17 protein-coding genes and 1 tRNA gene are annotated in these 20439 nt (G+C 62.3%); 4 read left to right on the top strand and 14 right to left on the bottom strand.

Annotation, left to right across the window (positions count from 1 at the left end; all coding sequences use genetic code 11):
• Positions 1 to 52 precede the first annotated feature (52 nt).
• On the bottom strand, positions 53 to 1498 hold the full coding sequence (locus tag ACKWRH_RS42200) for a coniferyl aldehyde dehydrogenase (RefSeq protein ID WP_445218354.1): 1446 nt from the start codon (positions 1496 to 1498) through the stop codon (positions 53 to 55).
• A gap of 310 nt (positions 1499 to 1808) precedes the next feature.
• On the opposite strand from ACKWRH_RS42200, the gene ACKWRH_RS42195 reads away from it, so the two are divergent.
• Positions 1809 to 1885, top strand: a tRNA-Met gene (locus ACKWRH_RS42195).
• A 128-nt stretch (positions 1886 to 2013) separates the two neighbouring features.
• On the opposite strand, the gene ACKWRH_RS42190 is transcribed toward ACKWRH_RS42195, so the two are convergent.
• Positions 2014 to 2856, bottom strand: coding sequence for an enoyl-CoA hydratase-related protein (locus ACKWRH_RS42190; protein ID WP_445218353.1), 843 nt, complete (start codon positions 2854 to 2856; stop codon positions 2014 to 2016).
• 361 nt (positions 2857 to 3217) lie between these two features.
• Entirely contained in the window at positions 3218 to 3529 is a 312-nt protein-coding gene (locus tag ACKWRH_RS42185; RefSeq protein WP_445218352.1) for an ArsR/SmtB family transcription factor, read from the bottom strand.
• Between the two features lie 95 nt (positions 3530 to 3624).
• Between ACKWRH_RS42185 and ACKWRH_RS42180 the strand changes: the two genes are divergently transcribed.
• A complete protein-coding gene (locus ACKWRH_RS42180; protein WP_445218351.1) occupies positions 3625 to 4377 on the top strand; it encodes an SDR family NAD(P)-dependent oxidoreductase in 753 nt (250 codons plus the stop codon).
• Between the two features lie 386 nt (positions 4378 to 4763).
• Here ACKWRH_RS42180 and ACKWRH_RS42175 read toward each other — a convergent pair whose 3' ends face one another.
• The 6 genes from ACKWRH_RS42175 to ACKWRH_RS42150 form a co-directional block, all read right to left on the bottom strand.
• Positions 4764 to 5801 carry an IS110 family transposase gene (locus ACKWRH_RS42175; protein WP_445216676.1) on the bottom strand — a complete coding sequence of 346 codons (1038 nt, stop codon included), beginning with the start codon at positions 5799 to 5801 and terminating at the stop codon, positions 4764 to 4766.
• 188 nt (positions 5802 to 5989) lie between these two features.
• Positions 5990 to 6316 carry a hypothetical protein gene (locus ACKWRH_RS42170; protein ID WP_445218350.1) on the bottom strand — a complete coding sequence of 109 codons (327 nt, stop codon included), beginning with the start codon at positions 6314 to 6316 and terminating at the stop codon, positions 5990 to 5992.
• Between the two features lie 358 nt (positions 6317 to 6674).
• Entirely contained in the window at positions 6675 to 6947 is a 273-nt protein-coding gene (locus ACKWRH_RS42165; RefSeq protein ID WP_445218349.1) for a hypothetical protein, read from the bottom strand.
• A 227-nt stretch (positions 6948 to 7174) separates the two neighbouring features.
• Positions 7175 to 7900, bottom strand: a complete 726-nt coding sequence (locus ACKWRH_RS42160; protein ID WP_445218348.1) for an alpha/beta fold hydrolase — start codon at positions 7898 to 7900, stop codon at positions 7175 to 7177.
• A gap of 113 nt (positions 7901 to 8013) precedes the next feature.
• Entirely contained in the window at positions 8014 to 8310 is a 297-nt protein-coding gene (locus ACKWRH_RS42155; protein WP_445218347.1) for a putative quinol monooxygenase, read from the bottom strand.
• 591 nt (positions 8311 to 8901) lie between these two features.
• Positions 8902 to 10005, bottom strand: coding sequence for an NADH:flavin oxidoreductase (locus ACKWRH_RS42150; protein WP_445218346.1), 1104 nt, complete (start codon positions 10003 to 10005; stop codon positions 8902 to 8904).
• A 127-nt stretch (positions 10006 to 10132) separates the two neighbouring features.
• Between ACKWRH_RS42150 and ACKWRH_RS42145 the strand changes: the two genes are divergently transcribed.
• Positions 10133 to 11020, top strand: a complete 888-nt coding sequence (locus ACKWRH_RS42145; protein ID WP_445218345.1) for a LysR family transcriptional regulator — start codon at positions 10133 to 10135, stop codon at positions 11018 to 11020.
• A 73-nt stretch (positions 11021 to 11093) separates the two neighbouring features.
• Here the strand turns inward: ACKWRH_RS42145 and ACKWRH_RS42140 are convergent, their stop codons facing one another.
• Positions 11094 to 11603, bottom strand: a complete 510-nt coding sequence (locus ACKWRH_RS42140) for a YkgB family protein (RefSeq protein ID WP_014498377.1) — start codon at positions 11601 to 11603, stop codon at positions 11094 to 11096.
• A gap of 45 nt (positions 11604 to 11648) precedes the next feature.
• Complete coding sequence (locus ACKWRH_RS42135) at positions 11649 to 12185, bottom strand: carboxymuconolactone decarboxylase family protein (protein WP_445218344.1); 537 nt, start codon at positions 12183 to 12185, stop codon at positions 11649 to 11651.
• Between the two features lie 128 nt (positions 12186 to 12313).
• Here ACKWRH_RS42135 and ACKWRH_RS42130 point away from each other — a divergent pair, with 128 nt between their 5' ends.
• A complete protein-coding gene (locus ACKWRH_RS42130; RefSeq protein WP_445218343.1) occupies positions 12314 to 13309 on the top strand; it encodes an AraC family transcriptional regulator in 996 nt (331 codons plus the stop codon).
• Between the two features lie 29 nt (positions 13310 to 13338).
• On the opposite strand, the gene ACKWRH_RS42125 is transcribed toward ACKWRH_RS42130, so the two are convergent.
• The 3 genes from ACKWRH_RS42125 to ACKWRH_RS42115 form a co-directional block, all read right to left on the bottom strand.
• Complete coding sequence (locus ACKWRH_RS42125; protein WP_445218342.1) at positions 13339 to 13656, bottom strand: hypothetical protein; 318 nt, start codon at positions 13654 to 13656, stop codon at positions 13339 to 13341.
• Between the two features lie 145 nt (positions 13657 to 13801).
• Positions 13802 to 14689 (bottom strand): DUF427 domain-containing protein, encoded by an 888-nt coding sequence (locus ACKWRH_RS42120; RefSeq protein ID WP_445218341.1) that lies wholly within the window; start codon positions 14687 to 14689, stop codon positions 13802 to 13804.
• A 160-nt stretch (positions 14690 to 14849) separates the two neighbouring features.
• Entirely contained in the window at positions 14850 to 20369 is a 5520-nt protein-coding gene (locus ACKWRH_RS42115) for a trifunctional serine/threonine-protein kinase/ATP-binding protein/sensor histidine kinase (RefSeq protein WP_445218340.1), read from the bottom strand.
• Positions 20370 to 20439 lie beyond the last annotated feature (70 nt).

Below are 20439 nucleotides of genomic sequence, written 5' to 3'. Positions count from 1 at the left end.
CGGCCAAATGGATTCCGGGCTCGCGCTATGCGCGCCCCGGAATGACGGAAACCTACGACATGAACCGCATCAACTTCTCCAGCCGCGCGATCTTGCCGCCATAGGGCGGATAGAGGTCGGCGAGGCGGTTGAACTTGGAGCGATAAAACACCGGCTTCAGTTTGCTGAACGTGCGAAAACCCCATTCGCCGTGATAGGCGCCGGTGCCGGATGCGCCGACGCCGCCCATCGGCTGGTTGGCTTGTGCGAAGTGGAACAGGCAGTCGTTGACGGTGACGCCGCCGGAGATCGTGCGCGACAGCACCTCGTCGCGGGCGGCGCGATCCTTGCCGAACCAGTAGAGCGCGAGCGGCCGGTCGCGGGCGTTGACGAAAGCGATCGCCTCCGCCGGATCGCGATAGCCCAGCACCGGCAAAACGGGGCCGAAAATCTCCTCCTGCATCGCCGCCATCGCCTCGGTCGCGCCGACGATCAGCGTCGGCGGGAATTTGCGGTGTGCTTTCCAGTTCGGATCGTCCGCCTTCGCCGGTTGCAGGATCTTTGCGCCGCGCTGGGCGGCATCCGCGACGAGATTTTCCAGCCGCGCATAGTGCCGGTCGGAGATGACGGAGGTGTAGTCCTTGTTGGCGGGGTCGGTGCCGAACATGCGCCGCATCTGCGCGCGTACTTTTTCGGCGAAGGCCTGCAACGAGCGCTCGGGCACGAGCACATAGTCCGGTGCGATGCAGGTCTGCCCGGCATTGAGCAGCTTTCCGTAGGCGATGCGCTCGGCCGCCTCCTCGAGATCGGCGGAGGCGTCGATGATCGCCGGCGACTTGCCGCCGAGCTCGAGCGTTACGGGCGTGAGATTGCGCCCGGCGGCCTCCGCGACCAGCCGCCCGACCCGGGTCGAGCCGGTGAAGACGAGATGGTCGAAGGGGAGGTGTGCGAAGGCTTTTGCGATTTCGTGCTCGACGCCTGTCGCCAGAAGCTCGGTGGCATCGAATTTCGCGGCCACCGTCTCCTTCAGCAGCACTGAGAAGTGCGGCGAGAGTTCGCTCGGCTTGATCATGACGCGGTTGCCGGCAGCGATGGCGCCGATCGCGGGCGCAAGCGCGAGCTGGAGCGGATAATTCCAGGGCGCGATGATGCCGACGACGCCGAGCGGCTGCGGGATCAGGCGGTTGCGCGCGGGCAGGAATTGCAGCGCGGTGGCCACGCGCTGCGGCGCCATCCAGCTCTTCAAATGCTTGGTCGCATGCCGGATCTCGGAGAACACCAGCATCGTCTCGGCGATAGTGGTCTCGACGGCCGAGCGGTGGCCGAAATCGGCCGAGATCGCCTGCCGGAAACGCTCCTCGTTGTCGGCGACGACGGTGCGCAGCCGCGCCAGCCGGTCGAGCCGCTCGGCCAGGTCAGGTGCAGGCTCGGCGCGCGCCCGCGCAACCATCGCCTCGAAGGCATCCTTTAGCGCCGGGAGTGGCGCACTCACCAAGGGTTGGTCGAGGATGTGGTCCATGGGCGGTCTCCCCTGAAAATGGCGTTTGCCCCTGGTTTTATTGCCCGCAAGCTGGGCCTTTGTGGAACTTCTGGCAAGAGCGCACCAAACGGGCCGGAAATCGGCCCAACTCACTGTCATAAAGTCGAAAAAAACGTCCCCGCGGCCCTTTCCAAAGGCAGCCCGGGTTGGTACATACCCCTCGCACCCGATGGGCTTTGCCCGGGGTTGCCTTCCAAGGAAGTCTTTGGGACGTGAGAGCAAGCCACGCGAACAGCGCCGGCCCTCCAACCACGTCCCCGGCATTTTGACGAAGGCGCGCAACGATTAACGCGGGGTGGAGCAGCCCGGTAGCTCGTCAGGCTCATAACCTGAAGGTCATAGGTTCAAATCCTATCCCCGCAACCAAATTCGGACTTTTACCGGTTCCGATACGAAAATGGCCCGCATCACGCGGGCCATTTTTGTTTTGCGACCTGTGTGCCGACAGTCTTGCAAGGGCATGCGAACGCACACGGCCGTCCGCGGGCTTGTTGTCACCGTCCCTCGTAAACGGGTGGACGCTTTTGGGCCTCGGCATCACGGCCTTCCTGGAAATCCCTGGTCGCGAGCAGCGCACGATATTGGTCGCCGAGCTTGGCCAGCGCCGTCTGAGAGTCTTCAAGCGCCATATGAGAGGAGGCCAGGGACGTCTTTATTCCGAGCGGGCCGCATGCGGCGATCTTGTTGGCGATCTCGATAGCCTTTGCGAGAGCCGCATCTCGGTTTGGGGCCACTTCCTGAACCGTTCCCATTCGGAGGGCTTCCTTCGCACCCCAATGATCGCCTGTTAGAATGTAGCGCATGGCATTTCCCCATCCGGCCTCTCTGGGGAAACGAACCGTTGCGCCGCCTCCGGGAAAGCGACCGTGCGTGTTCTCATCCTGACCGAACTCCGCGTCTTCCGACGCTACGCGTATGTCCGCCACAAGGAAAAGCTCGTGCGCCATATTCCAGGTATCGCCATGCACCGCGATAACCAGAGGCTTCGTGAGTGCTGGCTTGGTTCGCCCGAGAGGGTCGATGAAGTCGGGCCCATCCATCATCGTTTTTCCCGACTGAGCGAATGCCTTGTAGGCATTGACATCGACACCCCTGGAGAAACGGTCGCCATAGCCGAACAGGACCGCCGCACGGAGCGAGGGATCTCGATCGTAGTCGTAGTATGCTCTCGCCAAGCTCTCTGTCGCGTCCGGATCCAGCCGGTTGTCGATGTAGGGCCTATTGATGCCAATCAGTACGATTTGGCCTTTGCGCTCGATGGTGATCTTCGTCTGCTGACCGTACGGAATGTCGGCCATAAGCGTGGACCGCGCGGTCTCGTCGGTTTGCGATATCATCGACCGATCCCCCGATTTCTGGGCCTGTAACGTGGCCGTCCGAAAACAACGGCCAACGTATCAGCGTGGCGTCGAGCGTATTCCGGGATGGGGCGTCCATTACGCAAACGCACGGTTGCCGGGGTACGCCCCATGCGCGCGTCCCAAGTCGTGCGGTTAGTCCGCTTTGTGTCTTGCCTCGGCCGGTACTGGCTTTCTCGGCGCAATCGGCGCGGTCCGAACCTCTCGTCGGAGCCTGGCAGACGGCTGACGCCTGCTCGCATGTCCGTTTCGAGCCATGCGGCACCGGAACCTGCGGTCGCATTTCCTGGTTGCGCGAACCGATTGATTCCGAGACCGGTGCCAGCGTGCGCGAATGCCCTCAGTCCGGAAAGCTCAGGATCATTTTCAGCAGTTTCGGAAACCGTGCGTTGATGTCCTCTTCGCGCAAAACGTTGCGGTGCTGGACGCCTTGCTTTGACGTCCGGATCAGGCCGGCCTCCCGCAGGATCCGAAAATGGTTCGACAGGGTCGACTTCGCCATGTCGGGGCAAGGCGCCGCCTCGGTGCACGACATGCAATCGTTTTGCGAGGCCAGGCTTTTGACGATGCGCAGCCGCATCGGATCCGCGAGAGCTCCAAGCACCCCGGCGAGTGTAATCTCGTCCCGCGATGGGTGAACGAACTGGACCATGCCTAAAATATAGCACGTCCCTTGAACTCATTCAATAGTTCACTAGTATTGAACTATTGAATATCGGCATCCCGCCGAACAACGGAAGACATGCGATGACCAAGAGACTCGAAGGCAAAGTTGCGCTCGTGACCGGCGCATCCAAAGGCATTGGTGCCGAAATCTCCGCCCGGCTCGCGGCCGAGGGTGCGGCGGTTGCCGTCAACTACAGCGCCAGCAAAGAGGCCGCCGACCGCGTGGTCGCCGCCATTATCGCCAAGGGTGGCAAAGCCGTCGCCGTGCGCGGCAACCTGGCCGATGCCAAGGACGTGAAGAGCGTCGTCGCGGAGACCGTGAAGGCGTTTGGTGCGATCGATATCCTCGTCAACAACGCGGGCATTTACGAGTTCGCGGCGCTCGAGGCGATCACGCCTGAGCATTTCCACAAGCATTTCGACCTCAATGTGCTCGGCCTTCTCTTGATCTCGGGGGAAGCGGTGCAGCACTTCAATCCCAACGGCGGCAGCATCATCAACATCAGCTCCGGCGTGTCGACCATCGCGCCGGCCAACACCGCCGTCTACACCGCGACGAAGGCATCGGTGGATGCGATCTCCTCCGTCCTGTCGAAGGAGCTCGCGCCGCGCAAGATCCGCGTCAACGCCGTCAATCCGGGCATGATCGCCACCGAAGGCGTCGTGTCTGCCGGCCTGCACGAGGGCGACATGCGCAACTGGATCGAATCCACCACCCCGCTTGGCCGCATCGGCAAGGTGGAGGAGATCGCTGCCGCGGTGGCCTTCTTCGCTTCGGACGAAGCGTCCTACGTCACGGGCGAGACACTTCACGTCACCGGCGGCCTTCGCTAACGCGTGACGCGCCCTGGCGGCCCGAGATCGCTGAAGGGCCAGCATGGTCGGTGGTGGTGTACCCCCGCAGCCGGGTTCGGACTTAACCGGTCCTCTCTAACCGGGGTTGAGACGTCAAGTACGAAATCTGATCCAATTACCGCATTGTGGTTGTGCCTTCCGAACCTACCGTGGTGTCAAAGCTATCCGGCGATCGCGCTTCTCTTCGAGGTCGGGATCCCCGCCTCATGATGATGTTCGTGAAGAAGTGGCGGGACCATCTCGGGGACGCAGTCGCGGAGCGATTTGCTCGCGCTGCAGACCGGTTATCACCCTCGCCATTCCTCGTCCTACCGGACTCCTTGACAGCCTTTCGGCCGTGTTCTGCTGATCAGTGCATTCGGATGTTAGGCTGCCGCTGCGACCTCCGATCTTTCCCACCGGAAGTCGCTGCCGTCGCACCACATACGGTGCAGGATGACGGATATCTTGCGAGCCACGGCTACCAGCGCATTTTTCATTGAACTACGCTTAGCGATGCGGATGCCCCACGCCTTCAACGAGCACCACCGTTTAGTGTTGACCATTAATGAGTGCGCGGCTTCAAAGAGGTGTTCTCGAGCAAAGGCATCGCCGCACCGGGTGATGCGCCCGTTGTAATCGACCTCTCCCGACGCGTATTTGCCTGGGGTCAGTCCAAGATGGACACCAACATGCCGTGATTTACGGAAGCGGCCTGGATTATCGATAGTCGTCTTGAATGCCAAAGCTGTCAGGGGACCAACGCCAGGAACCGTCATGAACCGACGGCAAGTAGCATCGCTCCGAACCAGGCGCCCAATCAGGCGCGTCAACACGCGTGCTTGTTCGCCGAGCATGCGCCGGGCTTCGAGCAATGGAACGACGAGGGCCTGTAAATCTCCATCAGCCACGATCAGCCCGCGGACACGTTCTTCAAAGCGGCTTTGGCCGATAAGCCCCACTTTGAATCCGAAGGTTCGAAGTGCCGCCCGAATATGATTGTTGAGGTCGCGTTGCTTGTCGAGCAGGCACCGGCGACTGCCCATCAACGCGCGCAGCTTTTGGCTGTCTTCAGATTTGATGTGAACCGCCTTAAACCACCCTGTTCGCATCATTTGCGCAAGCGCACGAGCATCGTTGCGGTCCGTCTTGACAGTTTGGGCTTGCATCACGCTCTTTGCGTGCCGGGTCTCAACACAAATGACGGGTAATCCGCCTTCCGAAAGCCCCTTGTGCAGCCAGGAGGAACATTGGCCGGCTTCTAGCCCAATGCGCTGCAAAGCGAAGCGGGTATTTCTCAGCCAGGAAATTAGCGCCTCGGGTTCGGTATCCGTCACTCCTTCCCGGACGATATTTCCATCTCGATCAACGATGCAGATCGCGGTGCGCTTCAGAGACACGTCGAGTCCAGCGAAGTAATTCATCAGGATCTCCAGCTCATCTTGTTGGGCGAATCGATCGACGTATTATGCGCCCGAGAGGTCGGTGCCCGGTTACTTCATCTCGATGAGAAAATGGCTCGCATCAAGCGAGCCATTTTTTTTCTGCGGGTGAGAGTCCTGATGTCACCGCGAGCCACGTAGTGAGCCAGCGGCGCCGTCAGATTCGAGCTTTACGGCTTGTCGTCGGCCTCTTCGCTTTCCGAAAGCGCGCGATAGCGCACGAGATCGGGATCACCATCCAAGTAGAGCCCAATGAAGCCCCGATAGCCGAAGTCGTCGCGGAGAAGCACGAGCAGCCGGTCCAGATCCTTGTAGGTACGATCTTCCTTGTCGCCCCAGGTTCGCAGCGGCAGGAATTCGCGTCGCCAGCTCGGCCGAACATAGGCCAAGTGCTCGGCCATACCCTCAATCGTCCTGGTGATGATGAGGACATTGCGCAGGTGCCCGCCATTTTGTAGCTCCTGCTTGATTTCCCCTTCCTGTAACCCTTTCGCCAAGGGTTGCTCCCGCAAATTGATCGCCCAAGGGCGAAGACCACAACGGGGGCAGACTTCCTTGCACCGACCAATCCGCAGTCGCTTTCCGACTTGCGGTCCGGAAGATTCGGAGCAAGTCGAACTGCTCCATGGCGAAAGCTGCCTCCGACCCTGTGTCTATCAGCGAAAGGGGATGCCTTGCGAGCCGGCAATGAGGTGACGCGCACAGCAAGTGCTTCAATCGCTGCTGGGTTCACACTTCAGCGGCATCGACGTTCTCCCGGCGATGCAAAGGAAAATCGACGTAATATCAGCTACATCGATCGAGAGAACACGGCGAGATGCTCCGGGCTCGCGGTCGATTCCGATGCGTGTTCCCCTAGGCCAATCCGCCGCCCGGCTCTTGCAGGTGGCGGAAGGCGGCGGGCATGTTGACGGAGTTGTGCGCCCAATCGAACAGGCTGCACTCACCGTAGTGCGCCATGGCGACCGCCTCGAGCGTGGCCTCGATCGATCGACCTTCTGCGATCGCCGTGCGGACGGCGCTGTCGAGCTCGCGAAGATAGCGAAGCGGGAATTCGATGTCCGCGGGACGCATCGGTCGGCCGTGGCCGGGAATGATGGTCGCCTCTTCCGGCAGGAAGTCGCGCACGCGGGCAAGGGTCGTAATCGTCTCCCTGTGCCGCCCTTCGAGGAGTCACGGAAGCGCCGGAGACGGTGCTTGAGGCATGACCGCGAAAACGCCGGGGGCCAGTTCGTTCGATGTGAGGTTCACCCGAGCCGCATCCCAGGGCGGCGTTGCTTCTTGCTCACCGTCCTGCGTCATCGGATGGGCCTCCTGTTTGAATGACGCCAAACAACCGCACTTTGCGAACGCCGTTACTTTGCTGCTGCGCGGGCGGCCTGTTTGATCACGTCGGCCACGACGTCCGGGTTGGAGACGGGGACGGCGTGCGAAGCGTTCACCTCAATGACGGTAGAGTGGGCGCGATCGGCTTCGAACTTGTATTCGTCGACTGGAATGGCGCGATCCTGCAGGGGCCTGACTTGCCAGCTCGGCTTGCTCGTCCATGCCGCGGATGTCAAAGGCTCGGTCAGGGCCGCCAGGTTCATGGGGCGTTGGCCGGCGAGCATCAAGGCGGCCACGCTCGCGGGCACGTCGGCGGCAACGTTGCTGTGGAAATTGTCGGGCTGGTAGAGGAGGTACGTGCCGCTGGTACCGTCGGGCAGCGTGTACGTGGTCGGCTCGACGGACGTGGGGAATGTGCTGCCGGGGTACCGTTCGAGCAAATGGGTTGCGGCCTCCCCGACCGCGGGCATGATGGAGGCCGCGTAGACGAGGCCCTTGACCTTGCGGTCGTCCCCGGCCTGCGTGATGACGGCCCCGCCGTAGGAATGGGCCGCCAGGATCACTGGCCCCTCGATCTTGTCCAACAGGCTGCGCAGGTACGCGGTGTCGATTGCCGGGCCCAGCAGCGGATTGCCGAAGGCGACGACCGGGTAGCCGTCGCGCTGGAGCCTCTCAATCACTCCATTCCAGATTGACGCGTCTTCGAAGGCCCCGTGCACGAGGACGACAGTGGGCTTGGGCGATTCCTGGTTCATCGTGAGTCCTTTTCAGGAGAATTGCGGAGGAGGTGGCTTCGCTGAAGTGCTCGTTAAGTCGCGCCGCCCAAGCTCATCATCTGTCTTGCAACGAAGAGCCTCGGTAAGACGCTCTATTTCTGGGCGATGACGTGAAGCCGGTGCACCTTGGGAGCTTCGGAAAACAGCTCGCCTGCCTTCGCGAACAGCGCCTTTGCAAGTTCGCCGTTCAAATGCGCATCTCGTCCGACTTCGTCATTGAACGTGTCGATGATGCCGTAACGTCCCGGCTCCTCTTCCTTGAGCCCGTACCACGCCGCTATTCCGGCCTCTGCCTTCGCCATCACGGCGCCCTGCTTCAGGAACGCCTCGACTTCCGCTTCTTTGCCACGATTGGCTTTCAACTCAACGAAGAAGGCGAACTTGGCCATGCCATTGATCCTTTCGGCTGCATCCGACTGTTGGACGCCTCTACTAAAATGCGTTTTTATAAAAATACATCAGACTAGAGCGAGATTGGTTCGCTTTGTCGTGACCGAAGTTAATAATATAAATAAGCAAATTCAGTTGCTTATACCAACTATTCCTTTGGTCGCGAGTCGTGATCGAGAATCAATTTGAAACTTCATAAGCTTCATATCTGGAGTCTTTTGATGAAATCACTTGTGGCCTCGACCATCGCAGCCCGACCGTCTTCACGGGTCGTGCGGTGAGATGAGCGGTGCCGAAACGATGAATGAGATCGTCGCGGTCACGCGTACGACGACGACTTAGGACCCGCTCGGAGCCTCACCGAGAGGTGGAAGCAACGGTTGCGCGGCGTGAGGCGATAGCTCCTCGATGGCCGCTCGAAGGTGGGCCGCAGCCTTCGAATGCTCGGGCCCATCGAGCATGCGCAATGCTTCCAGCATGAGCGACAACGCCACCGAGGCATCGGAGATCGCGTCCGTCATGATCGTTCCTTTCGATGCGTGCACTATCTTCAGAGCGCCGGCACTCGGCATCGACGTCGCGGGATGCGCTCACACCATCAGTTCGGTGTCCTTGATGTCGGCGATGGGGCCGAGGATCGCAGCGTCAAATTCATCCAGAGAGCTGCGGTCCAACAGACGCTTGGGCAGGTCGGGGTTCGCCAACGCCCCGCGGCCTATCGTGACGACATCGGCGCCATCGTCGAGCGCAGCCACCGCCTGCTCGATGTTGTGCAGGCTGCCATTGGCGAAAATCGCCGCTTTGGGCGCGTAGCGCTTGGCGAGGCGCATCAATGACGGGCCGTCCGTGGCGAAAGCGGGTTTCCACGCTTCAAACTCGGTCACATGGACGAAGTCGGCGCCGGCATCGCCGAGGCTGCCGAAGATGATTTCGGCGTCACGCTCCGCACCCGCCCATTTGTGGTAATAGTCGTTCACCTTGCCTTGCGAGATGCGGACGCCGACCGGCACCGCGCTCCCGACCTTCGCGCGCACTGCCTTGAAGGTTTCCACGATTAACCGCACGCGGTTCTTCGTGGCGCCGCCCCAGCGATCGGTTCTGCGGTTGGCGTAGTCGGTCAGGAACTGGTCGAGCAAGTAGCCGTTGGCGCCGTGAATCTCGATGGCGTCGAACCCGGCGACGTGGATCGCTCGCGCAGCCGAGCCCGCGAAGCCGGCAATGGCGTCGGCGATCTGCTCTTCGGTGATGGCTGCCGGCAGCGCGTAGCGGTCCTTTCCGTGATAGAATGTCATCTGCTCGCCCCTGGGCTGAATGGCAGACGGCCCCACGGTGCTATCGCGAAAGCGATTGCCTTGACTGATCGCACCGGCATGCATCATCTGGGCAATGGCCACCGCTCCGTGCGACTTGATGCCGTTGACGACGGGCTTCCAGGCCTTGGCCTGCACTTCGTCGGTCATGCCGGGCTGATGGACATAGCCCTGCGAGAACGCCTGGTCTGTGTAGATGCCTTCGGTGATGACCGCTCCAAACCCGCCTCGCGCGAACCGCTCGTAGTATCGCGTCATGGTTTCGGTGGCCCGGCCATCCTGGGTCGCCGTGATGCGCGTCATTGGCGCAACAGCAAGACGGTTCTTCGCGGTACGGCCGTTTATATCGATCGGCGTAAAAAGGGCCTTCGCTTCGCTGTCCATCATTCTTGAATCTCCAGGGCTTTTATCTTCGGGAGTGGCCTCCCTTGCTGGAGAGCGATTTAGAGCCTGCCGTGAGCCGACAGAAGTCCGGCTGGAAGCTAAGCACTTTATCGATTATCGTTATAAAATGGATTTCGCGGATGTGGCCCTATTTCGCAGCATCGTGACCGCCGGCAGCCTGTCCGCCGCGGCGCGAGAGATGGGCACAACGACAATGTTGGTCAGTCGACGGCTCGCAGGTCTCGAAGCTGAGCTGGGCGCGCGCCTGTTTCATCGGACGACGCGCTCACTATCGCTCACCCCTGAGGGCGAAGCCTTTTTGCCTCACGCCGCGGCCCTGATGGCCGCCCGCGATTCAGCATTCGAGTCCGTGTCGTCCGCCGGCTCGGGCCTCTCAGGTGTGCTCAAGGTCACAGCGCCGAACGTCATTGGCCATGCCGTCATCGTACCCGTCGTGGCCGGGCTGATCGCGGGCAACCCGGCGCTTCGGGTCAATCTGGTCCTGAGCGACGATCGCGTCGACATCGCTTCGATGGGTCTCGACGTTGCGATCCGCGTGGCGCCGATGAAGCCTTCCGACATGATCGCGACAAGGCTCGCCGATAATCCTTACATCCTCTGCGCATCGCCAGCCTACATCGCGCGCTTCGGCGAACCGGCAACCTTGGGCGATCTGGTGAGCCACCCCTGCATCAAGCTTCATGCGATGGAGACCTGGCCGTTCGTACGTGGAGGCGAATTGGAGCAGATCCGGATCGCCGGCCCGCTGTCGGCCAGCACAGTCGACGCTGTTCGAGCGGCCTGTCTTGCGGGCGTGGGGGTCGCCATGATGACCTATTGGGATGTGTACGAGCAGATTGAACGCGGAGAGTTGAAGCGCATCGTTCTGGCGGACGCCGCGCCGGTTGAGCTTGGGATATGGGCGGTTTTCCTGACTCGCGCGCAAATGCCCGTCCGGGTAAGAGCGTTCATTGATGCTCTGCGAAAACGGCTGCTTGCGGGCACACTGCCGTGATCGTCGCGACGTGCAATCGCCGGCGAGCGGGAAAGCTCGCCGGCGACGCGTCGCCTTGGACGGAATGCCACCGTTACCGCGTCAGGCGAACCAGATCCTGCCTTAGCAGATAGAAGGAGACTGCGAGCAGCACGACGTCCTTCATCAGGAAGGGCACGTTGCCCGTCATCGCGGGGAAGCCTCCCGCAGCGAGGTCCCAACCCTCCGGCATGAAGGGAATGATGGTGACGGTCGCGATGAAGGTGCCGGTCGAGCCGAGGGCGCCGAGCACGCCAAGCCGGTGGCTCCAGAAGCCCGCGAGCAGCAGCGCGCCGAAGGTCCATTCGGAGACGCCGAGGAAATAGCTGGCGCCGGCATGGCCGAACACGGGATAGAGCCACCAGATCAATGGGCCGTTGCTGATGAACGGGACCAGCCGTTCGAATTCGTACGGAAACCACTTCTGGTAACCGAAGAAGAAGAACATGATCACCATCGAGGCGCGGACGACATGGTAGTCGAGATCTTCCGCGAGCAGGCCGGATCCCTGCAGGGCGCGGACGAGAGGATTTTGGGCGGTGTGGGTGTTGGCAAGCATGGTCATGGTCGTGATCCCTGATGTGAGATGAGCGACGTGGCGGCCGTCGCGTTAGGCGACCGCCGGGAAGTCGATCTCGGTATCGTTGATGCGGTTGAAGACGTTGGTGAACACGGTGGTGGCAAAGGCCAGGCTGATGTCGACGAGCTGCGCGTCGCTGTAGCCGGCGGCCTTGATCGCGACGAAATCCTTGTGGCGGACGGTGCCGCTGGTGCGCGCAAGCTTGTCGACGAAAGCGACCAGCGCATCGCGCTGGGCATCACCGGTGGGCTGGCCATCGCGGATCTGCTTCAGGACCTCCGGCGCTAGGCCGACGAGCTTTGCGAGATGGCTGTGGGCGGCGACACAATAGTCACAGCCTGCGGCTTCGCTGATGACGAGCTTGATGATCTCCTTGTCGGACTTGGTCAGTCCGCCGGAGGCAAGCACAGTGTCGGCAGCGAGCACGGCCTTGAGCGCAGCGGGGCCATGGGCGGCGATGGCCGCAAAGGTGTTCGGCACGCTGCCGATGGCCTTCTTGATCTGGGCATAGACCTGGCCGGAGGGGCCGGCGTCAGCTTCGAGGTTCGGGACGGAAAGACGGGACATGATGGCACTCCGTGTTGGGGTGGTGAACGATTACGAAGTGACAGTATGGTCTCGATATGAGATGTTGAATGCTTGGTAAGCTTGTATATATGCTCAATCGTCTCAAGTGACATCGAGAGGGGAGCACGATGGATTGGCTGAGCCGGTTGTTCGAGATGATGCCGGTGCGCGGCCGTCTGGACCTGCGTTGCTCCTACGGCGCGCCGTGGCGGATCGAGCAGGGGCCCAGCGAGGCCAACGAAATCCCGTACCACGCGGTGCTCGCTGGCTCGGCGATGCTGGACGATCCGGCGGGAGGTCGGCCGCTACTACTGGAGGCCGGCGACATTCTGCTGCTGCCGCGCAACCCGCGGCACGTCATGCACGACGGCAGCGGAGCTGCGCCGCTGAAGGCCCGCAACCGCGCGTCACTCAACTTCACGATCAGCGAGAATCCCGGCTCGGACGCCCGGCTCGATCTGTTGTGCGGACATTTTTCGATCGCCCCGCCGCACGACCGGCTGCTGCGCAACTATCTCCCGCCGGTGCTGATCGTGAGGGCCGGCGCGCAGGCCGGAGAGCGGGATACGGCGGGGCAGCTCGCAGGCCTCGTTGCCTTGATGCGCGGCGAGACCGCAGACGATCAGCTGGGCGGCCGCGCGATGCTGAACGCATTGTCGACGGCGATGTTCGCGCTCGTGCTGCGCCTCGCCAGCGAGACCGGGGACGCGCCACGCGGGCTGCTTGCGCTCGCAGGTCACCCACGCCTCGCGCCGGTCGTCGCGGCCATGTTCAATGCGCCCGCGCGCGCATGGACGCTGCCCGAGCTCGCGCAGCTCGCCAACATGTCGCGTGCGACGCTCGCCCGTCAATTCCAGGAGAAGGTCGGACGTTCGCCCAGCGAGCTGCTGACCGACATCCGCATGACGCTGGCAACGAACGAACTGAGGAAATCCTCGCTCTCGACCGGAGCGGTGGCCGAAGCGGTCGGATATCTATCCGAGGCGGCGTTCCAGCGGGCGTTCAAGAGCCACATGGGCATCACTCCCGCGCAATGGCGAAAGTCTGCGCAGACGCCTGCGACGATTGGCGAGCTGGAGCTGGCGAAGGGCGCAGAGGCGACATCGGGTGGCGAGAATGCCTAGGTAGGCGCGCGTGAGGTGGCCGGGCTAGCTCAGCATCCGCGGCAGATGATGAGCTTGCGATCCAGCATCCGATCGCGCTGCTGCTGCTCACGCTCCCAGGCCGACAGAGCATCCGACTGAGGCGCATCGGCCCGGCTCGGCTGACGGTGGCCGACCGGAGCGAGCCAGGGCAGCCGCGACGTGGGCTCGGCCGAGGCGAAACGCGCGGCGGCCCGCGACGGCAGATCGGGGAGGGCGTCGAGAGAGCTGTTCCGGTCGGAGGCATGTACGGGCGACAGCAAGCCGATCAGGAGAAGGCCCGCAAAAGCGGAGCGGATCGAGCGTGTCTGGTTCGAACGATGGGACATTGTGGCGCTCCCGTAGTGGAGGCTCGGGATGAGCGGCTCCGTTGAGCGCCACAATAGTCGTGGACGCGAAAGGCTGAATGCTGCGCGATCTCGAAGATATGCTCGTTCGTCTCACGAGCGTCGATGGAGGGGACTGGTTGCAGCTTCAGCGGGCCTGGCCACCAGGCGTTGGCTCGGCGACCACCTCGGCGATGTCGAGATTACGATCGGGGCCGTGTGGAACCACCAATTGGCCGGGTTCGAGACGCAGCTGCGTGCCATCGAGATGGACCGTCACGATGTCCGGCTCGAACGATACAAAATTGGAGATGCGGCGGACTTCGGGATAGGCGTCGGGATACGACCATGCCGCCTGGCGCGCGTCTCCGATGGAGTAGTAGCTGCAGAGGCCCTTGTACGGGCAGAAGGTCTGGAGCTTGACCGGAGCGAGGGCAGACTCATCGATGTCGGAACGTGGAACATACCAACGCGGTGCAAAGCCGGACTCGTAAAGGACCAGCGGCCGCCTTGTATCGGCGATGACCCGGCCCTGGTGGTTGACCACGAGGTTACGAGAGGTCTGGCGGATGTCGATGCGGTGATAGGGATCGGCGGCATGGCCCACGATGCGTTCGTCTTCCTCGTAGAAGGCATCCATGGCCCGCCAGGCAAAAGCGATCAGACCCTGCAAATCGCCTGCATGGGCGGGCAGGTCGGTGTGCCGCCATGCTCCCCGCGCCGCGATGTGTTGCTCGTCGACCCTAACGCTGTACCAGGACGTCGGCCCAAGATCGGCGTGTTGAGTGATGTGCTCGGTAGGTTCCAGCACATGCGGGGAAACATCGGCCTCCGGGAAATAGGCCACAGGATAACGGCCCGGTTCGAAAAGCAGGAGCACGCGCTCGCTATCGGCGATCCAGCTTCCCCCAAAGCGCACGCGGATGCGGCGGCGTAACGGTTCGACGTACAGGAGTCGCTTGGGCAGCGGCTCGGGGACGAGAAAGCGGCCGATTGCTCCCGTTGAAAGCGGGCCTTGTTGCCAGGACAGTCCCAACTGATCTCTCCCTGCAGCACACCGTCGGTCGATGGCGGACCTGTTCCGGCCCGTGCTTGGCTTCGCCGGCACGATCCGATGGCTCTATTTCGTCCGCGGCCCGGCCTTGGTTACAGGTCATCCCACCAATTTTTGCGGTGATGACGCCAGCCGAGGTGATTCAACCAACCGTGAAGCCGTCATCGATCGGAACAGTGAACTGGAAGACGGCGCCGCGCGGTTCGTTTGCAGTCGCCCAGAGCCTGCCGCCATGCGCCACGATAATCGAACGGCATATCGACAGTCCGACACCGAGGCCGCCGGACTTGGTGGTGTAGAAGGGTTCGAACAGCCGCGCGAGGCCCTCCGCCGACAAGCCCGGTCCCGAATCCGTGATCGATACGCGTATGCTGTCGGCGTCTGCTCTCGCGGTCTGGATCAATAGCTCGCGCTTGCCCTCCGTTGTCTCGCTCATGGCCTCGATCGCGTTCAGGATCAGGTTGAGCGTGACCTGCTGCAGCTCGACGCGATCGCCGATGACCTTGGGCAGACGATCGGCGAATACCGTCCGGATCGCGACATCGTTCCGTGCCGCCTCAGCCTGCGTGAGCTCGATGACTTGGCCGATGACGTTGTTGATCGCCAGGGAGTCCCGTTTGGGCGGTGATTTCTTGACGAGATCCCGGATTCGCTCGATGACCTCGCTGGAGCGGATGCCGTTCTCGATGGTGCGTGTCAGCGCCCTGCGCGTCTGCTCCAGTGCCGGTGGTTGGTGATCGAGCCAGCTCAAGGCCGCTTGTGCGCTGGCGATGACGGCGGTGTTCGGCTGATTGACCTCGTGGGCAATCGACGCCGTCAGCTGCCCCATCACCGCCACGCGATTGGCGTGGGCCAGCTCCATCTGAGCCTCGCGGTAGCGCTGCTCGTTCTCGCGTGCCTCGGTTTCGGCGCGCTTGCGCTCGCTGAGATCCAGCACGAAGGCAACGCCTTGCTCTTGCTCGTCGTCGAACAACGCTCCGCCGGTCAGCACCGGCACCCGGCTGCCGTCCTTGCGGAAGAACGCCTTTTCGAATGGGTGGACAACCCGCGTCGCCTTCAATTCGGCCCGGGCGCGGTCGGTGCGCTCCTGCCATTCGGGCGGCGTCAGATCTGCCCAGCGCAATCGGCCTGCGGCGAGATCCTCGCGGTCATATCCCATGGTCTTCAGGAACGCGTCGTTGGCATCGAGAATGTCGGGGGTGTGATCGAAGATGAAGATCCCGATGATGTTGGCCTCGACCAGCCGGCGGATCCTCGACTCCCGCTCCTGAAGCTCCCGGTACAACCGGGCATTGTCGAGCGAGGTCGCAGCCTCGGATGCGAGAAATTTGAGAATCGCGATCCGGGCGGGTGTGAACACGCGCGAGGCGAGATTGTTCTCGAGATACAGAAATGCCACCGCCCTGCCTTGCTTGACGAGCGGCACGCACAAGGCTGATCGGACGTGCTTCTTCTGGATGTATTCGTCGCCGCCGAACGCGCTGCTCGTCGAGGCATCGTCGAGCACGACGCTTTCCTGGGTGCGAGCCGTGTAAAGCACGATCGACAACGGGACTTCAGCGGCGGAGATCGGTGAATCGGCGAGATCGAGAGCGATCGAACCGCCGCCCGTCACGGCGTCCGCCCGAATTCGCAGCTCGGGACCCCTCGGCAAAATCAGCACGCCACGTTCCGCACCCGCATGCTCGATGGCCGAACGAAGCAGGGTCTCCGTGAGCTTCTCCAGCACGATCTCGCCTGAAACAGCCTCCGACACCTTGAGAACTGTCGCAAGGTCCAGCTGCTCGACAAGTGCTCCGATCGTCCCTGCGGCGCCGAGCGCGGATCCTCGCTCCCGCAGGTTCGGATGGAGTCTCTCGAGCTGGCTCACCTTCGCCTCGGCGCCCCAGCGCGCGTAGCAATCGCGCGCTTTTGTCAGGTAGGACAGAACGACCGTTCGAATGCCGCGCGCCTCGTAAAACCCTGCTGCACGTTCCGCCGCGATCGCTTCGATCTGTGCGAAGCCGGATTCTTGCGCCAATCGGATCGATTCCTCGTACAGCTGTTCCGCCTCGAGCTCGCGGCCTTCGATGCGCGCAAGCTCCGCCGTGACGAGCTTCTGCCGGGCAGCGTAGTTTGCGGGGCAGCGGTTGGACCAGACTGTCAGCTTGCGGTGGTGTTCGCGGAGGTCGCTGAGGTGCCGCTCGCGATCCTCGGGGCGTGATGCGTGATAAGCCCCGGCATGAGCGAGTGCCGTGTAAAACCGGTATTCGGTGAAGTCCGAATAAGACCGGACGCACCATGAGAGCGCTTCTGCGCGTGCGGCGAGGGCAATCGCGACATCGTTACGTCCAGCAATGACTTCGATCTGAATTTGCGTCGCGTAGTAGAAGAAGACGCCTAGCGGTTCGCTCACGTCCGAGGGTTGAAGCGCCCCGGGGCTCTCGAAGTCATTCCGGCCATCGCGCCCCATAAGGCTCAGCGCCAGATCTCGTTGTCTGATGAGGCCCACCGCAGCCAATCGGACGCCTAGACCCTCGGCGAATGCCAGGGACTGTTCGGCGTTCGAGCAGACGTCCATGAGCGAATCGCCGCAGAAGAGATCCACCGATATCAGTCCGCGGTGCGAATACGCCGCGAATGCCAGATCTCCGGTCGTCAAACAGATTGCAAGAGCGCGCCGAATGAACGGCCGTCCCGATCGGATCGGGAGAATCCATGGGGTCACGTGAAGGCCGAATACCAGAAGTGCCCGGCCGCTCAGCCCTGTCTGGGGCTGCCTGTCAGCAAGGGCTGCGCCAAATTGTGATAGCCGGAATCCAAGTTCCGCATCGGTTGAATTGCTCGCGAGCACGCCGAATATGGCGGTCAGCGGGTAGCACGCTTCAGGGCTGGTCCCGTGCTGGAGCGTCAGTCGAGTGGCCTCCATGAGCATGGTGTCGGACAGGTTGCGATCGGTGAGAAACGCAGGTGTGAGGAGGTCGGCCAAAACGCCCATGGTCGCACGATGATCCGGATCGGTCATCGGCGGTAGCGCATGAAGCTGCTCGTCAGACAGCTTTTCGGTCAAGTTCCGGAGGCGTCGCCGATCCTCATCCACCTCGCTGCGGCTGGGATGAGGAGACCAGTCAATCCCGGTTCTGCGCAAGAATGCGAGGCAAACGTCGACCGCCCGCTCGAGTTGTCCCGCAGTGGTGTATAGCTGCGCCTGGAGCCTGGCGACCTCGGCGCTCGCCTGAATGTCCGAACAGCTCTCCGACAGGACCGTCAATTCCGCTTCCGCCGTATTCAGCTCGCCGAGCAGGAATTTGCATTCGGCGTGGAGCAGGCCGATCGCGAAGGCGTCCCGGCTGCACCGCGGATGCCCTTCCTCCCCGAGCAGTTCGCGGGCGATTTCAAGGTAGGTTGCTGCCGCGTGGTAGGCTGTTGCATTTCTCGCGCGCCGGCCCGCGGCGAGATTGACGGCAATGACCTGTTCGCGTTCAGCGCCGTTCGTCAAAGCGGCGATGCCGCGGTTCAGCTGGTTGGCAACGATATAGACGCGCTCGTTGGTTTCGTCGGGCGTCAGCTGCGCTGCCAGGACCAGACCGATTCGAAGGTGCAGGGCCGTTCGCCTGTCCTGGTCCGGCTGAAGCGCATAAGCGGCCTCTTGCACGCGATCGTGGACGAACGCGTAAGAGCTCTTGAGGCGTCGGACCAGTTCGAGACGCGTCGCGTCTCGCAGATCCGCGTGCAGCGCCTGCTCCGATGCTCCGTGCACGAGGCAGAGCGTTGCGATCTCGGCGCTGTTGCCCAGGCAGGCCAGCTCCAGCAGGGCCCGACGTGTCTCGTCGCGCAAACCGCTCAGCTTGCCGACCATGAGATCCGCGACGTTTTCGGCGTAGCTTTTTTCCTTGATGCGTTCGAGATCCCAGCGCCACTGTCGCTTGTCATGATCGAAGGTCAGCAGTTCTTCCTCGGCCAGCGCCCGCAGAAACTGCGTGAGAAAGAACGGATTCCCGTTCGTCTTCTCGTATATCAGCTGCGCCATGGGCATGGCGTATGCCGGCTCGCAGTGAAGTGCATCCGCGGTGAATTCCAGGACGGCATCGCGGGTGAGGGGGGCCAGGTCGATTTCCCGAACCCGTTTGCGGGACGTCCGAATTTCGACGATTCGTTGAGCCAGCAGATGCTTGACGTCGACATCGTTGCGTCGATAGGCGACGATGAGAAGCAGATTTTGCAAGTCGGATCTGTTCAGAAGAAACGCGATCAGATCCAATGTGGCCAGGTCGAGCCACTGCAGGTCGTCGAGGAACAGCACAAGGGGATGGTGAGGCTTGGCGAAGATGCCAATGAAGCGTCGCACGACGAGTTGGAAGCGTCGCTGTGCGTCTTGCGGGGGAGCCTCCGGGACAGGTGGTTGATCCCCGATCACGAGCCGCAGCTCCGGTACGAGATCCACCATCAGTTGACCGAGCTGGCCCAGCGCATCATGCAGCGCGCTACGCCAGGGTGCCAGATCGGCATCGCTCTTGGCGAGGAGGCCTCGGATAACGCCTTGAAACGCATGCGCGAGCGTCGCGTAAGGCATATCGCGCTTGTGCTGATCGAACTTGCCGGAGGCGAAGAAGCCTCCCAACGGGACCAAGGCCTTGTGCATTTCGTCGACGAAAACGGACTTGCCGATACCGGAGGGGCCGGACACCAGGATCAACTCGGGCGTGCCGCTCCGGGTGACGCGATCGAACGAGGTGAGCAACGCCTCGATCTCGTGCTCCCTGCCGTAGAGCCGTTCGGGAATCAGCAGGCGGTCCGGTATATCGGTTTGGGCCAGAACGAAATCATCGATCCGTCCCTGCGCTTCCCATTCGGCGAGTGACCGTTCGAGGTCGCTCTTGAGACCGGCGGCGGTCTGGTAGCGGTCGTCGGCCGTCTTGGCGAGGAGCTTCATGATGATCCCCGACACGGCGCGAGGCACGCCATCGACTCGTTCGGCGGGCGCAACGGCTCGTCTCGCGATGTGGCTGTGCACCCACTCCATCGGACTGGACGCGGTGAACGGCAATGCGCCCGTCAGCATCTGGTAGAACGTCACGCCGATTGCGTACAGATCGCTGCGGGAATCGACCGATCGGTTCATGCGGCCGGTCTGCTCGGGCGCCATGTAGGCCAGCGTGCCCGCCATGGTCTCCGGTGGTTCGAGCTGCTGTCGCTCGCGTGGCAGGCGAGATGCGAGGCCAAATCCGGTGATCCTGACTTCGTCTGCCCCGGTCACCAGAAGATTGGCCGGCTTCAAATCCTTGTGGACCAGGCCCTGCCGATGCAGCTGGTCGACGGCGGTGGTGATGCCGAGAGCCAATCTCAGAAAGTGGGGCAGCTTCATCGGCGCGCCGAGCAGCTGCTCGAGCGGCTCGCTGCCGGGATCTTCCAAAACAAGCAAGGTTCGACCGCCGTCGCGGATCAGCTCCAGCGGCCGTACGGCCCAGGTCCCGTCGAGCTCGTCGCGCAAGGCGTATTCATGGGCGAACCGGTCGAGGACCGCGGCCGGCGGATGTTCCGTAGCCGCCCTTACGGTCAGGACACTGTTGACGTCGCCATCGGCGCCCCGGCGCCATTCGCGGCAAAAGACGCGCTCGCCGTCGTCCCATGACGCCTTGAGACCGGCATTGCCATTCGTGGATACCCGCGAGGATACGTGCATCTGCCGGACTCCGGAACTAGCCGGCCAGTCGATTGAAAAGGAGGGAAAGGTTTTCACCTGTCCCGTTCGG

The sequence above is a fragment of the Bradyrhizobium sp. Pa8 genome, assembly GCF_052588265.1.
The sequence above is the reverse complement of the archived record's forward strand: the minus strand, read 5'-3'. Positions and strand labels throughout refer to the sequence as shown.

Bases quoted from the DNA above. Each gene is read 5' to 3' on its own strand.
- ACKWRH_RS42115 (WP_445218340.1), bottom strand. From the start codon at position 20,369: ATGCACGTATCCTCGCGGGTATCCACGAATGGCAATGCCGGTCTCAAG.
- ACKWRH_RS42130 (WP_445218343.1), top strand. From the start codon at position 12,314: ATGGATTGGCTGAGCCGGTTGTTCGAGATGATGCCGGTGCGCGGCCGT.
- ACKWRH_RS42140 (WP_014498377.1), bottom strand. From the start codon at position 11,603: ATGACCATGCTTGCCAACACCCACACCGCCCAAAATCCTCTCGTCCGC.
- ACKWRH_RS42155 (WP_445218347.1), bottom strand. From the start codon at position 8,310: ATGGCCAAGTTCGCCTTCTTCGTTGAGTTGAAAGCCAATCGTGGCAAA.
- ACKWRH_RS42135 (WP_445218344.1), bottom strand. From the start codon at position 12,185: ATGTCCCGTCTTTCCGTCCCGAACCTCGAAGCTGACGCCGGCCCCTCC.
- ACKWRH_RS42180 (WP_445218351.1), top strand. From the start codon at position 3,625: ATGACCAAGAGACTCGAAGGCAAAGTTGCGCTCGTGACCGGCGCATCC.
- ACKWRH_RS42160 (WP_445218348.1), bottom strand. From the start codon at position 7,900: ATGAACCAGGAATCGCCCAAGCCCACTGTCGTCCTCGTGCACGGGGCC.
- ACKWRH_RS42190 (WP_445218353.1), bottom strand. From the start codon at position 2,856: ATGATATCGCAAACCGACGAGACCGCGCGGTCCACGCTTATGGCCGAC.
- ACKWRH_RS42125 (WP_445218342.1), bottom strand. From the start codon at position 13,656: ATGTCCCATCGTTCGAACCAGACACGCTCGATCCGCTCCGCTTTTGCG.
- ACKWRH_RS42145 (WP_445218345.1), top strand. From the start codon at position 10,133: ATGGATTTCGCGGATGTGGCCCTATTTCGCAGCATCGTGACCGCCGGC.
- ACKWRH_RS42200 (WP_445218354.1), bottom strand. From the start codon at position 1,498: ATGGACCACATCCTCGACCAACCCTTGGTGAGTGCGCCACTCCCGGCG.
- ACKWRH_RS42185 (WP_445218352.1), bottom strand. From the start codon at position 3,529: ATGGTCCAGTTCGTTCACCCATCGCGGGACGAGATTACACTCGCCGGG.
- ACKWRH_RS42150 (WP_445218346.1), bottom strand. From the start codon at position 10,005: ATGGACAGCGAAGCGAAGGCCCTTTTTACGCCGATCGATATAAACGGC.
- ACKWRH_RS42175 (WP_445216676.1), bottom strand. From the start codon at position 5,801: ATGAATTACTTCGCTGGACTCGACGTGTCTCTGAAGCGCACCGCGATC.